We start from the raw sequence: 12,775 nt of genomic DNA, 5'->3' as shown, positions 1-12,775 counted from the left end.
AGCCCTTATCGGTTGTCGTTCGCGGGTGAGAGATGCCGGGCCGCCTCGCGGGCGGTCTCCTCGATCAGCGCGGCGGTGCGGTCCAGGACGCCGTCCATGAGGAGGAAGGCGTGGATCATCCCGTCGTAGCGGTCGCGCACGACCGGCACGCCGGCCTCGGCCAGCCGGGCCGCGTAGAGCTCGCCGTCGTCGCGCACGGGGTCGTACTCGGCGGTGGCCACGAAGGCCGGCGGAAGCCCGCCGAGGTCCAGGGCTCTGAGGGGCGACGCGTACGGGTCGTCCCCGTCGGCGCCGCCCAGGTAGTGGTTCCAGTACCAGGTCATGGTGTCGCGCCGCAGGCCGTACCCCGTCCCGAAGGCGTCGTAGGAGGGCGTGGCGCAGGCGGCGTCGGTGGCCGGGTAGATCAGCGCCTGGAACGCGAGGGCCGGGCCGCCCTCGTCGCGGGCCCGCAGGCAGGCCGCCGCCGCGAGGTTGCCGCCCGCGCTGTCCCCGGCGACGCCGATGCGGGCGGGGTCGATCCCGAGCCGGGCGGCGTCGCGGTGGACCCAGCGGATCGCCTCCAGGCAGTCGTCCAGCGGGGCCGGGAAGGGATGCTCGGGCGGCCTGCGGTAGGCGACGGCGACGACCGCGCAGCCGGACGCGCGCGCCAGCCGCCGGGCGGGCCGGTCGTGGGTGTCCAGGTCGCCGGTCACCCAGCCGCCGCCGTGCAGCAGGACGAGGCAGCCGAAAGGCTCCTGTCCGGCCGGGCGGTAGACGCGGATCCGCACACCGGTTCCGGGGACGACCGCCTCGTCGACCCGGGCGACCGGCTGGGGAGCGGCCTGCAGGCGGACGAGGCCGCGCGTGCGAGCGCGGGCCTCGTCCACCGTCGGCGGGCCGTCCGCGCGGGGCCACTCCCGCTCCAGGACGGCGGCCGCCTGCGGGTCCAGCGTCATGTCTCGGCCCGCTCCCCGGCCGCGGGCGCGGGCCTCGCACGGCGCAGCCGCACGCCGCCGGCGACGGTCGCGAGACCTGCCGCGGCCATCATCACCATCATCGGGACGGCCGATCCGTCGTAGCGTCCGACCAGCGCGAGCGCGGCCAGCGGCATGAGCCCGCCGCCGATCAGGGTGCTCACCGCGATGGCGACCGCGACGCCGAGGTAGCGCACCTCGACCGGGAACAGGTGCGCCATGGTCGCCGGGACGACGCCGCCGAACAGGCCGTAGGCGACGGCCCCGACCACCATCGCCAGCCACAGCGCGGCCGGGACGCCGGTCCCGATCAGCAGGTAGGACGGGACGGCCCAGAGCAGCGTGAGCAGCCCCGACCCGATCACCACGCGGTCGCTCCCCCATCGTCCGCCGTAGCGTCCGCCCGCCAGCACCAGCAGGACGAGCGCGCCCGCCGTCACCACGAGCCCGGAGTGGACCACGGTCGTGGACAGCCCCGGCTCGTACTTCTTCACGTAGGCCAGCAGGCTGGTCAGGAAGGCGTACCCGAAGGTCACGGGGCCGATCCACATCAGCACGCAGGTGAGCAGCGGCCGGTGCGCCTCCCGCAGCAGCGTGCCGAGGCCTCCCGGCGCGCCCCGGCCGGCCGCGATCCGCGCGGACGCCTTGACGAACTCCGGGGTCTCGGTGAGCCGGACCCGCAGCACCAGGCCGAAGGCGACGAGGACCGCGGTGGCGAAGAACGGCACGCGCCATCCCCAGGCCTGCCAGGTGTCGGTGCCCACGGCCAGGTTCGTCACCAGCATGGACACCCCGGCCAGGAGAATGCCGATCATGTTCCCGATCTGCGGGAACGCACCGTAGAGCGTGGCACGCTCGGGCGGCGCGTGCTCGACGGCGACCACCACCGCCCCCGGATACTCGCCGCCCACCGCGAGGCCCTGCGCGACCCGCAGCGTCACGAGCGCGATCGGGGCGGTCACGCCGATGGCCGCGTAGGTCGGCAGCATCCCGACGCCGACGGTGGCGACCCCCATCAGCAGCAGCGAGGCCAGCAGCGCGGGCCGGCGGCCGAGCCGGTCGCCCATCCGCCCGAACAGCACCGCGCCGGCGGGCCGGACGAGGAAGCCCACGGCGTGCCCCGTCAGCGCCGCGAGGGTGCCGAGCCACGGCTCGAACCCCGGGAAGAAGTGCGGGCCGAAGACGGTGGCCGCGACGAAGGAGTAGAGCATGAAGTCGTACAGCTCGATCGCGTTGCCGAACATGGCCGCGAATCCGACCTGGCGGGGGGTGAGGGGACGGGCTATCCGGGGGGTGTCGAGAGTTCGGTTGATGACCGCCATGGGGTGGGCCTTTCCGTGGGCGCTCAGGTGAGCGGCAGCGGCGGGTTCGCGCTTTCCAGCAGTTCCACGGTGATGAAGGCCAGCGGCCCGTCACCGGTGTTCTCCAGGTCGTGCAGCAGGTAGTCCCCCGGGCCGAACGTGTACGAGCGCGTCTCGCCGCGCCGGTAGGCGACCTCCCTGGTCGTGCCGTCGTGAATGTGCTGGCGGCTGCGGCCGTCGGTCAGCGCCGTCCAGAAGTAGTCCAGGACGTGGCGGTGCGCCGGGAGCCGCTCGCCCGGGGCGAGCCGGATGTCCCACACCCGCACCCGGTCGGTCTCGTGGAGCAGCAGGCCCCCGACGTGCCCGTTGAACGCGCGCGCGTCGAACTCCGCCCGGACGGCGTCGGACCAGCCGGCGAAGTCCTTCGCCACGGTCTCGCCCGCCAGGGGAAGGTCGTCGAGAGAGGCCACGTCAGATCTCCTCAGCGCTGGATGAACGGTGCCCTCCAGTGTTGACCGACCTGCGCACATAAGTCCAAGTCATCTTTTTCATCTCTTGGATAGAATCTGTGCATGCTCAGCCTGCGCCAGCTCCAGTACCTGGTCACCGTGGTCGACGAGGGGTCCTTCACCCGGGCGGCCGAAGCGCTGCACGTCACGCAGCCGGCCCTCTCCCACCAGATCCGGGCGCTGGAACGGGCGGCCGGCGCGCCCCTCCTGGAGCGCCTGCCCCGCGCGGTCGGGCTGACGCCCGCCGGGCGCGCGATGCTCCCGCACGCGCGGGCCGCCCTCTCCGACGCGGCACGCGCGGAGTCGGCGGTCCGGCAGGCGGCCGGCCTCACCGCGGGGGAGCTGCGGCTCGCGACGGTCTACTCGATCAGCATCGGCGTGCTGCCCCCCGCGCTGCGCGCCTGGAGCCGGCGGCACCCGGGGATCGACGTCCGGCTGTTCGAGCACCGGCACGCCGCCGAGCTGGCCGAGGCGATGACGGCCGGGCAGGCCGACCTCGCCATCGGCCCGCTCCCGCCCGGCTGGGCCGGGCCGGTCCGGACGCTCGGCACCGAGGAGTTCGTGGTGGCCGTCCCCGCGGACGATCCGCTGGCCGTCGAGGGCGTCACCGAGATCGGGTTCGCGGCGCTGCGCGACCGCCGCTGGGTGCACTACGGCCCGGACAACGGCCTGGCCGCCATCCTGGACCGGGCCTGCCACGACGCCGGGTTCCGGCCGAAGACCGCGGTCCGCGCGGAGCAGACCGCGTCCGCGCCGACCCTGGCGGCGGCCGGTCTCGGCCCCGCCCTCTTCCCCGCCAACCTCGTCCCGGACGGCTACGAGGGCCACGTCCTCCGCCCCGCGCCCGCCGTCACCCGCGTCCTGGCCGCCTACGCGCGCACCCGGCTGGACGATCTGAGCAGCGCCTTCCTCGCCGTGCTCGTCGAGAACGCCTCCGGCCTGCTCACGACCCCCGAGACCACCTGACCTACTCTCTCTCATCCACCGAACCCAAGGTCCATACCATGATAACCTTGGCGGGTGGCTGGAGAAGGCGGGCTGAATCTGGTGCGCAAGTCGGTCAAGGTGCTCGACCTGCTTGCGGAGCGCGGCGAGGCGACGGCGGCCGAACTGGCGGACGACCTCAACGAACCGCGCAGCTCGGTCTACCGCCTCCTGGCCAGCCTTCAGACGCTGGACATGGTCGAGCAGGGGCCGCGCAAGGGCCGCTACCGTCTGGGGATCCGCCTGGTGCGACTGGGGGCGGCGGTCGTCGAGCGATTCGATGAGCGCGACTCCGCCCTGCCGGTGATGGAGCGCATCCACGCCGAGACGGGCGAGACGGTCTTCCTCTGCGTCCGCCGCGACATGGAGGCGGTCTGCATCGAGCGGCTCGCCGGCCGTCGCGTCCAGTCCCTGGCGCTCAAGCTGGGCAGGCCGCTGCCGCTGCACGCCGGCGCCGCCCCTCGGGCGCTGCTGGCGTTCGAGGACCGGGACCTGTGGGCGCGCTACATCGCCGAGCGGGAGCCGCTCGAAGGGCTGACCCCCTCGACGCCCGTCGCGGCCGACGGCCTCGTGGCGATCCTCGAAGAGGTGCGGCGGACCGGCCTGTCCGTCAGCGACCAGGACGTCACCATCGGCATCGCCGCCCTCGGGGTGCCCGTCCTGGACTATCAGGGGCATGTGCGGGCGGCCCTGTCGATCAGCGGGGTGCGCGAGGCCATCCTCGGCGAGGACGCGGACCGGGTCCGGCGCCTGCTGGTGGACGGCGGCCGGGAGATCTCGCACGCCCTGGGGTATCGCGAGCCCGACGGGCAGACCTCCGCCCTGACCTGATCGGCGAGACCTCCCGGACGGGACGGGCTCCTCGGGTGGAGCCGGATCCCGGGGCCGCGAAGACCGCATCCGGGCTACGGGCGCACTCCGACATTCGTCACGTTGAGTGACGACGGGCGGCCCGGCAACGGCGGCTCCGCTCACCCCTGCTCGGATCGACCGCTCAACTTGGCATGGCGGCCTCGCGTCCCGCGCCGTTGCTTCGGAACCGCATGCCCGAAACGCCCGACCCGCCGGTCAGTCTGCCTGCAGGAATTCCACTGTTATCAAACACTGGACACCTAATCCATCCTGTGAGAATGTGATGGACGTCTTAGCGCTCCGCTCACAGCGGCCGTGTCAGGCCGGGGCCGTCCCGGAAGGCCCGCCGACAGCGATGGAGGTACCCGCCGATGACGACCACGGTCTCCGGCAGCACGGCCGCACTGACCCTGCGGGGCCTGCGCCGCCACTACGCCGCCACCAAGGCGCTCGACTGGACTCCGGACAGCATTCTTGAGATCAAAAAGGGGGAGGTCCACGGGCTGCTCGGCGAGAACGGGGCGGGCAAGTCGACGCTGCTCGGCGTGATCGCCGGCCTCACGTCACCGGACGGCGGCTCGATGGAACTGCTCGGCCGGCCCTACGCCCCGGGCAGCGTCGTCGAGGCCAGGCGCCGGGGCGTGGAGATCGTCCTGCAGGAGCCGGGTCTGGTGCCCTCGCTCACCGTGGCCGAGAACTTCCTGCTCGGACGTGGTTCGGTCGCCTCCCGCGCCGGCGTCCTGCTGCCGGGACGGACGCTGCGCTCGGTCGGGGACGCCCTCCAGCGGATCGCGCCGCACGTGTCGCCCCGGGTCCGCGCCGACAGCCTCAGCCTGGAGGACCGCAAACTCGTGGAGCTCGCCAGGGCGGTCCACTTCAAGCCCGCGGTGCTGCTCATCGACGAGATGAGCGCCTGCCTCGGCCACGATCGGCTCGGCCTGCTGTTCGACGCCATGCGCGGGCTCACCGACGCCGGCGTGGCCATCGTCTACATCTCGCACTACCTGGAAGAGGTGCACGAGGTCTGCCACACGGTCTCGGTTCTCAAGGACGGGCGGCTGATGCGGACCCTGCCCGGCGACTCCGACCCCGACACACTCACCCGCCTGATGGTCGGCCGTCCCACCGGGGCGCTCTACCGTGCCGACACCGAGGCCCGCACCGGCGGCGAGGAGGTCCTGAAGGTCACCGGCCTGACCCTTCAGGACGCCTACGAGGACATCGACCTCACCGTGCGCGAGGGGGAGATCCTCGGCATCGGAGGGCTGGTCGGCTGCGGCGCGGGGCACCTGGCCAGGACGCTCTTCGGGGACCTGCGCGCCGACAGCGGAACGGTCACCCTGGGCGGCCGGCCGTACGCCCCCGCCGGCCCGCGGCAGGCGATCAGGCTGGGCGTGGCCTACGTGCCGCCGGACCGCGACCGCGAGGGCGTGCTGCTGCGGAGTTCGCTGTCGCAGAACATCACGCTCCCCACCCTCCGGCAGCGCTCGCTGGCGGGCGGCCTGTACGGCGGCCGGGCCGACGCCGGCATCACCGAACGGATGATCAAGGACCTGGGGATCCGGTGCCGCGGCGGCGCCGACCTTCCGGCCAACCTCTCCGGCGGCAACCGGCAGAAGGTCGTCCTCTCGAAATGGCTGGTGGACCCGCCGAAGCTGCTGATCCTGCACAACCCCACCCGTGGCATCGACGTCGGCGCCAAGGCCGAGATCTACGCCCTCATGCAGCGGCTGGCCCGCGCCGGGACGGCCATCCTGCTCATCACCGACGAACTCCCTGAACTACTGGGCATGAGCGACCGCATCGTCATGCTCCGCCGCGGCGCCGTCAGCTACCGCACCGTGCGGGATGCCCGGCCGACCGAGGAAACGCTGGTCTCCCGGATGATCTGACCACCCCGAGGAGGGGAGAAATGTCCAAGATTCTCGGCGGCTCCGCCGTACCGGGCACGATGGCGCGCGACGGCGGCGAACCCCCCGCGCCCACGGCCGGAGCCGGATCACGGCGGACGGCGGGACTGAGCCGCGCACTGCCCCTGCTGGGGCTGGCCGGCCTGGTCGCCGTCTACACGCTCACCATCGGGGACCGCTTCATGACGGTCGGCAACCTGACCAACCTCGTCCAGCAGGCGAGCGTGGTGGCCATCGTCGGCTTCGGACTGACCTTCGTGGTGATGGCGGGCTCCATCGACCTGTCGGTCGGGTCGGTCACCGCACTGGCCGGCATGGTCGCCGCCATGGCCGCCGCCGACGGGGGCGGCGCCGCGGGCATCGCGTGCGGGCTGCTGGTCGGCGCCGGGTGCGGCCTGGTGAACGGGCTGATCTGCAGCCTCTTGCGCGTGCCGTCGTTCATCGTGACGCTCGGCATGCTGTCGGTGGCCCGCGGCCTCACCATCGTCGTCTCCGGAACCCGGTCCGCCCCCGCCGAAGGTGCGCTCGCCTGGATGGGCACCGAGCCGGGGATCTATTTCGTGCTGGCCGGAGCGCTCGCGGTGACCTTCGCGCTGATGAACGGGACGACCTTCGGCCGCTACACCCGGTCGATCGGCGGCGAGGAACGGGTCTCCGCACTCTCGGGAGTCCCCGTGCGCGGGGTCAAGGTCGGCGTGTTCGTCATCTCCGGCCTGCTCGCCGGGCTGGGCGGAGTGGTGCTCAGCGGACAGCTCGGCGCCGCGACGGCCCAGGCGGCCACCGGTTTCGAGCTGTCGGCGATCGCGGCCGTGGTCCTCGGCGGCACCCCGCTGACGGGCGGAATCGGCAACGTCTGGAACACCGCGATCGGCGCGCTCATCATCGTCGTCCTCAACAACGGGCTGGTCATCCTCGGTGTAGCACCGGAGATCCAGCAGATCATCCAGGGGGCGATCCTCGTCCTCGCAGTCTTCGTCGCCCTTGACCGTTCCAAGATCGGAGTCATCAAATGAACGCCACGCGTCTTCCCGGTCACCGGCGCTCCGGCGGCCGCGGACGGCAACGCCACGCCACCGGCACGACCGCCCGCCGCGCGACCGCCGCGCTGGCCGCCGCCGGCCTCGCGCTCGCGATGTCCGCCTGCGGTTCCGCCGGCGCGAACTCGGGCGGCGACGAGCTCACCATCGGCTTCGCGGTTCCCGTGCTGGCCAACTCCTACTGGAAGGCCAACGCCGACTTCGCCACCAAGCTGGGCGGGCAGCTCGGCGTGAAGGTCATCGTCGCGGACGCGCAGGAGAAGGAGGACACCCAGCTCAAGAACGTCCAGGACCTCATCGCGCGGGGCGTCGACGGGATCGTGTTCGGGCCCATCACCGCCGAGATCGGCCCGAGGCTGCTCAGAGCCTGCGAGAACGCCGACATCATGTGCGCCGCCATGGCGCGCAAGCCGGGGGTGGAGCCGAGCAAGGCCAACGCGTCCCACTACGCGGGCTATGTCGTCGGCGACGACGCCGGTGACGGGGCGGCCGGCGCCACGGCGCTGAGCAAGGCCGGCTGCAAGAAGGTCGTCGCCATGAGCGGCCTGCAGGGCAACTCGGTCGCCGACTCCCGGCTGAAGGGGTTCACCTCCAAGGCCGGGGAACTGGGCCTGACGATCCTGGGCTCCCCGCAGCGTCCCGTGGAACTGCCCGAGACCGGCCTCAAGGCCACCCAGAACTTCCTGGCGCGATTCCCCGGACCGCAGTTCAACTGCCTGTGGGCCTTCAACGACGGCTCCGCGGTCGGAGCCATCCAGGCGCTCGACGCGGCCGGCGCGCTCTCCAAGGTGAAGGTGGCCAGCATCGACGGCACGGCCGAGGGGGTCAAGGCCATCCAGGCCGGGCAGATGCTGGTCTCGCCGGGCGGCGAGTTCGTCAACGGCGGCCTGGCGCTCGTCATGACCTACGACGCCGTCAAGGGCCACCCGCGGTCGAACCGGGCGGTCGTCCTCAACACCCTGCCGGTGACCAAGGACAACGTCGCGGCGTACAAGGCCCAGTTCATCGACGCCCTGCCCGACTACGACGCCAAGGCGCTGTCCCGGACGCACAACCCGTCCGTGGACGAGGGCGCTTTCAAGATCGTTCTGAAGTGACCAGCGAGAAGAGGGACCCATCAATGACCGTTCTCGTCACCGGCGCCAACGGCTACATCGGACGGGCCGTGTGCACCCGGTTCCAGATCGCCGGGCACCGGGTGCTCGGCCTCGCGCGCAGCCGGGTGGCCGCCGCGACGCTCCAGGCGTGGGGCATCACCCCCGTGCACGGAAGCCTCGACGACATCGGGCGCCTGGCGGAGGCCGCCGCAGCGGCCGACATCGTCATCGACACCGCCAGCGCCGACCACGCCGACTCCACCTACGCGCTGCTGGACGCGCTCGCCGGCACCGGCAAGAAGTACGTGCGCACCAGCGGCACCGGCGTCTACACCGATCTCGCGCAGGGGGACCTGAACGAGCGGATCTTCACCGAGGACGCCGAGCACACCCCGGCCGAGGTGGTGGCCGTCCGCTATGCCACCGATCTGGCCGTCCAGGAGGCCGCCGCGCGGGGGGTCCACACGATCGTCATCCGTCCCTCGATGGTGTACGACCACGGAGCCAGCGAGCAGCTCCCGCTGCTCATCCGCCAGGCCCTGACCTCCGGGCGCAGCCTGTACGTCGGCAAGGGCGAGAACCGCTGGGGCAACGTCTACCTGGGCGACCTGGCCGAGGCGTACCTGCTGGCCGTGCAGAAGGCCGAGGCCGGCAGCGTGTACAACCTCGCCGCCGGCGAGGCCCGCATGGGCGACATCGCCGAGGCCGTCGCGCGGCTGGTCGGCCTGGACGAGGCGGAGTCCTGCGAGCCGGAGGTCGCGTACGCGGCGTTCGGGCGGCGCTGGGTCGACGTCGCGCTGTCCAGCAACAGCCGGGTCGACTCGCGCAGGGCCCGTGAAGAACTCGGCTGGGAACCGCAGGGTCCGAGCCTGCTCGACGAAATCGAGGCGGGCTCGTACCGGCGCCTGTGGGCGCACAAGGCGGACCCGCACGATCACGTGCAGGGCGACTCCTGAACCGCACATGCAGAAGGGATCAGCAGTGAAAGACGGGATGTTCGTCTTCGACGCGGCTGTGCACACGCAGGACTTCACCGACCGGCAGATCCGCGAACCGCGCGACGCCCGGCCCGTGCGCGTCCTGCGCGAGCAGGTCAAAGGGTTCACCGAGCTGACCGCGCGGAAGGGGCCTCCGGCCTTCCCCGGGTTCGGCGAGCCGGTCGACCTGGACTGGGCCAACAAGGTGCTGTTCGAGGAATCCGACACCGACGTGGCGATGGCGTGCTCGGTACCGCTCTACGCGCACTGGAAGGCGGGCCTTGGCCCGGCCGAGCTGAGCTACGAGCTGGCGGCGTCCAACCCTTCGAGGATCTACTTCACCGGCGGCGTCGACCCCTCGTGGCAGGGCCTCGACTTCGCGCTGGAGGAGATGGAACGCCAGGTCCACGAGTGGGGCGCGGTCAGCTTCAAGTTCTACCAGTACCAGGATCGCGACCATAACTGGCGGGCCGACGACCGGGAGATCGCCTACCCGCTGTGGGAGAAGGCCCAGGAACTCGGCATCAAGATGGTCCAGTTCCACAAGGGCTTCCCGCTCGGCCGGCAGCCCGTCGAGGGCTTTCGCCCCAACGACATCCAGCTCGCCGCGCTGGACTTCCCCGACCTGAACTTCGGCGTCCACCACCTCGGCGACCCCTATGTCGACGAGCTGATCAGCATCGCGAGCAGGTTCGACAACGTCTACCTCGTCCTGCCGCTGTGGTTCAACCAGTACTTCCTGCAGCCATGGCCGATGCTGCACCGGCTCGGCCAGACGCTGCTGATGTGCGGCGACACCAGGGTCTGCTACGGCTCGGAGGCCTTCATCTGGCCGCACGTGCAGACCTACATCGACGCGCTGGCGACCATGGAGATGCCCGAAGAGCTCCAGGACCGGTACGGGTATCCCGAACTGACCCGGGAGACCAAGGAACGGATCTTCGGCATCAACTTCGCCGATGGCCTCGGTATCGACGTGGCGGCCAAGAAGCGCGAGCTGGGGCTGACCGGCGATGCCTGACGAACACGTCCCACAGCCCGCGGCCGTTCCCGATCCCGACGCGGTCAGGGCCGCCCTCGACGGCGTCCGGCCGCTGATCGTCGGCCACGGCGGCGACGCCGAGATCACCGGCATCGACGACGGCGTCGTGTCCGTGGCCTTCTCCGGCGCCTGCCGCGCCTGCCCCAACCTGCCCATGACCTACGTCGGGCCGGTGCGCACCGCCCTGATGGACGTCCCCGGTGTGCGCGAGGTCAGGAGTGCGCACGTGCACGCGTCACGGCGGGCACTGCAGCGCATGGCCATCGCGCTCGGCGCCCGTCCGATGGACGGCTGAACGGAGTCCGGCGACGCACGACGTCCGAGCCGATGCCCACCCCCTGGGCATCGGCTCGGCGCTCTCCACCGTCGTGCCCTGCCAGCGCGCCCGTCCGGCCGCCTCTCCGTGCCCCCTCCCGCTCCGGCCGGTGATTCGCGCCGAGCGCTCGCGGCCGACGACGAACGTCCGGCGGCCGACGTGGATGTCGGCCGCCGGACGTTCGGCTCGCCCCGGGATCCGCCCGGGGAGACGGGTCAGCGCAGGGCCGCCTCGGCGACCTCGGCCATGAGGCGGTATCCGTCGTCGTTGGGGTGCAGGTGGTCCGCGGAGGCGTACGCCGACCGGATCGCCGCCGGATCGGCGGGATCGGCCAGCGCCCGGTCGAAGTCGGCGACGGCGTCGAACTCGCCCGACGTCCGGATCCACCGGTTGATCGCCGTGCGCTTGGCCTCGGCGCGCGGGGTGTCGTAGAAGGACCCCTTGAACGGCAGGACGGTGCCGCCGACCACCCTGATCCCGCGGGCGCGGGACCGGGCGATGAGAACGCGGTATCCCGCCACCAGCTCCGGCACGGACAGATCGGGATCGGGCTCGAAGGTCGGCTCGTCCACCTCGCTGAAGCCGATGTCGTTGGTGCCCACCAGCACGATCACCGCCTTCACCCCCGGCTCGTCCAGCACGTCGCGGCGCAGGCGGGCGAGGGCGCTCTCGCCGTACCACGCCGAGTCGTTCAGGAGCAGGTTGCCGCCGATACCGGCGTTCAGCACGCTGCGCGGACGGCCGGCGGCCGCGAAGCGCTCGGCCAGTTCGTCGGGGTACCGGTTGTCGGCGTCCACCGTGGAGCCGAAGCCGTCGGTGATGGAGTCGCCCAGGGTCACGACCGTGTTCCGGGCCGGGCGTCCACCCAGGACCTGCACGTCCGACAGGTAGTACCAGGAGTGGGTGGTCTGCGAGAACGCGCTCGCGCCTTGGTCCCGCAGATGATTCCCGTCGGCACGGTAGCTCGTGGCGTAAGCCTGGGCATGGAAGGTCGCGGGTCCGGTCGCCTCGGCGAAGTACAACGTCACGGTGACCTTCTGGAGCGGCCCGACGCGCAGCGCCGCCGGGTTGCTGAGGATCTCCGTCCCCGCGGGGATCACCGCCGAGGTCCCCCGCCGGAACGTCAGCCGGCGCACCGTCCCCGGGCTCACCGACGCCCCGTCGCCGGCGACGGCGACGGTGGCGCCCGCAACGCGGAGCGGGGTCGTGCCGTAGCGGTTGGACAGCCGGATCCGCAACGCCGACCCACCGACACTGACCCGTACCACCTGCCGGACGCTCTGGCCGGCGAAACCCTCCAGGGACCAGTTCGGCTCGAAGCCGGTGCTGGGCCGCTGGACGGACGCCGACCACCCACCGGTCCAGGCGGTTTCCGTTCCGGCCGGTGACCGTGCTTCGGCCGGCGCCGTCACACCCCCGGTACCGGTCAGAAGGATGCCGACCGTCAGCGAGCCGAGCAAGGCCCGCTTCGGCCGCTTTTTCGACCATGCCATCGCCATCAAGTCCTCCTCGGAACAGGCGTGGGCGGTAGTGCACCCGGCCGCGGCGCGGCCGGGCCCGTTCAGGCGGCGAGTGCCCGGAGCGCGGCCGCCTCGATGCCGTCGGCGTCGAGGCCGTAGTGGCGGTAGAGGTGCGTCGGGGGGCCGATGAGGGCGTACTCGTCCGCGATGCCGTGCCGGGCGACCCGGGCGGCGAGGCCCGCCCCCGCGACGGTCTCGGCGACCGCGCCGCCGAGCCCGCCCAGGATGCTGTGCTCCTCCACGGTGAGCAGGAGCCCCGACCGCCGTGCGGCGTCCA

Annotated in this window: 13 protein-coding genes; 8 read left to right on the top strand and 5 right to left on the bottom strand. The window is 72.2% G+C overall.

What is annotated here, in order from left to right:
• Nucleotides 1-5: 5 nt before the first annotated feature.
• From ABGB11_RS38925 to ABGB11_RS38915, 3 genes are read right to left on the bottom strand one after another with little or no spacing between them, the layout of a single operon-like run.
• Nucleotides 6-935, bottom strand: coding sequence for an alpha/beta hydrolase (locus tag ABGB11_RS38925; protein ID WP_347640527.1), 930 nt, complete (start codon nucleotides 933-935; stop codon nucleotides 6-8).
• Nucleotides 932-2,275, bottom strand: a complete 1,344-nt coding sequence (locus tag ABGB11_RS38920; protein ID WP_347640526.1) for an MFS transporter — start codon at nucleotides 2,273-2,275, stop codon at nucleotides 932-934. The genes ABGB11_RS38925 and ABGB11_RS38920 overlap by 4 nt, the downstream gene beginning before the upstream one ends.
• Before the next feature lie 23 nt (nucleotides 2,276-2,298).
• Nucleotides 2,299-2,724 carry a hypothetical protein gene (locus ABGB11_RS38915; RefSeq protein WP_347640525.1) on the bottom strand — a complete coding sequence of 142 codons (426 nt, stop codon included), beginning with the start codon at nucleotides 2,722-2,724 and terminating at the stop codon, nucleotides 2,299-2,301.
• A gap of 102 nt (nucleotides 2,725-2,826) precedes the next feature.
• Here ABGB11_RS38915 and ABGB11_RS38910 point away from each other — a divergent pair, with 102 nt between their 5' ends.
• From ABGB11_RS38910 to ABGB11_RS38875, 8 genes are all read left to right on the top strand, one after another.
• Entirely contained in the window at nucleotides 2,827-3,729 is a 903-nt protein-coding gene (locus ABGB11_RS38910) for a LysR family transcriptional regulator (RefSeq protein ID WP_347640524.1), read from the top strand.
• 54 nt (nucleotides 3,730-3,783) lie between these two features.
• Nucleotides 3,784-4,578 (top strand): IclR family transcriptional regulator, encoded by a 795-nt coding sequence (locus ABGB11_RS38905; protein ID WP_347640523.1) that lies wholly within the window; start codon nucleotides 3,784-3,786, stop codon nucleotides 4,576-4,578.
• Nucleotides 4,579-4,970: 392 nt separating this feature from the next.
• Entirely contained in the window at nucleotides 4,971-6,491 is a 1,521-nt protein-coding gene (locus ABGB11_RS38900) for a sugar ABC transporter ATP-binding protein (RefSeq protein WP_347640522.1), read from the top strand.
• 20 nt (nucleotides 6,492-6,511) lie between these two features.
• Nucleotides 6,512-7,522 (top strand): ABC transporter permease, encoded by a 1,011-nt coding sequence (locus ABGB11_RS38895; protein ID WP_347640521.1) that lies wholly within the window; start codon nucleotides 6,512-6,514, stop codon nucleotides 7,520-7,522.
• Entirely contained in the window at nucleotides 7,519-8,643 is a 1,125-nt protein-coding gene (locus ABGB11_RS38890; RefSeq protein ID WP_347640520.1) for a sugar ABC transporter substrate-binding protein, read from the top strand. Before ABGB11_RS38895 ends, ABGB11_RS38890 begins: the two co-directional genes overlap by 4 nt.
• Before the next feature lie 23 nt (nucleotides 8,644-8,666).
• Complete coding sequence (locus ABGB11_RS38885; protein ID WP_347640519.1) at nucleotides 8,667-9,599, top strand: NAD-dependent epimerase/dehydratase family protein; 933 nt, start codon at nucleotides 8,667-8,669, stop codon at nucleotides 9,597-9,599.
• Nucleotides 9,600-9,624: 25 nt separating this feature from the next.
• Complete coding sequence (locus ABGB11_RS38880) at nucleotides 9,625-10,641, top strand: amidohydrolase family protein (protein WP_347640518.1); 1,017 nt, start codon at nucleotides 9,625-9,627, stop codon at nucleotides 10,639-10,641.
• Nucleotides 10,634-10,957: a NifU family protein gene (locus ABGB11_RS38875; protein WP_347640517.1), complete on the top strand. Its 324-nt coding sequence runs from the start codon at nucleotides 10,634-10,636 to the stop codon at nucleotides 10,955-10,957. Before ABGB11_RS38880 ends, ABGB11_RS38875 begins: the two co-directional genes overlap by 8 nt.
• A 236-nt stretch (nucleotides 10,958-11,193) precedes the next feature.
• Here ABGB11_RS38875 and ABGB11_RS38870 read toward each other — a convergent pair whose 3' ends face one another.
• A complete protein-coding gene (locus tag ABGB11_RS38870) occupies nucleotides 11,194-12,477 on the bottom strand; it encodes an SGNH/GDSL hydrolase family protein (protein ID WP_347640516.1) in 1,284 nt (427 codons plus the stop codon).
• 62 nt (nucleotides 12,478-12,539) lie between these two features.
• Nucleotides 12,540-12,775, bottom strand: a 236-nt coding sequence (locus ABGB11_RS38865) for a transketolase C-terminal domain-containing protein (protein WP_347640515.1), incomplete at its 5' end; no start/stop codon positions are given.

This window comes from Actinomadura sp. B10D3, assembly GCF_039871695.1.
Classification (GTDB): Bacteria; Actinomycetota; Actinomycetes; order Streptosporangiales; family Streptosporangiaceae; genus Spirillospora; species Spirillospora madurae.
Note: the sequence above shows the minus strand (reverse complement) of the source record. Positions and strands in the feature narration are given on the sequence as shown.

Excerpts from the sequence above, each read along its gene's own strand:
- ABGB11_RS38925 (WP_347640527.1), bottom strand. The coding sequence starts at position 935 with ATGACGCTGGACCCGCAGGCGGCCGCCGTCCTGGAGCGGGAGTGGCCC.
- ABGB11_RS38920 (WP_347640526.1), bottom strand. The coding sequence starts at position 2,275 with ATGGCGGTCATCAACCGAACTCTCGACACCCCCCGGATAGCCCGTCCC.
- ABGB11_RS38910 (WP_347640524.1), top strand. The coding sequence starts at position 2,827 with ATGCTCAGCCTGCGCCAGCTCCAGTACCTGGTCACCGTGGTCGACGAG.
- ABGB11_RS38900 (WP_347640522.1), top strand. The coding sequence starts at position 4,971 with ATGACGACCACGGTCTCCGGCAGCACGGCCGCACTGACCCTGCGGGGC.
- ABGB11_RS38895 (WP_347640521.1), top strand. The coding sequence starts at position 6,512 with ATGTCCAAGATTCTCGGCGGCTCCGCCGTACCGGGCACGATGGCGCGC.
- ABGB11_RS38890 (WP_347640520.1), top strand. The coding sequence starts at position 7,519 with ATGAACGCCACGCGTCTTCCCGGTCACCGGCGCTCCGGCGGCCGCGGA.
- ABGB11_RS38885 (WP_347640519.1), top strand. The coding sequence starts at position 8,667 with ATGACCGTTCTCGTCACCGGCGCCAACGGCTACATCGGACGGGCCGTG.
- ABGB11_RS38875 (WP_347640517.1), top strand. The coding sequence starts at position 10,634 with ATGCCTGACGAACACGTCCCACAGCCCGCGGCCGTTCCCGATCCCGAC.
- ABGB11_RS38870 (WP_347640516.1), bottom strand. The coding sequence starts at position 12,477 with ATGGCGATGGCATGGTCGAAAAAGCGGCCGAAGCGGGCCTTGCTCGGC.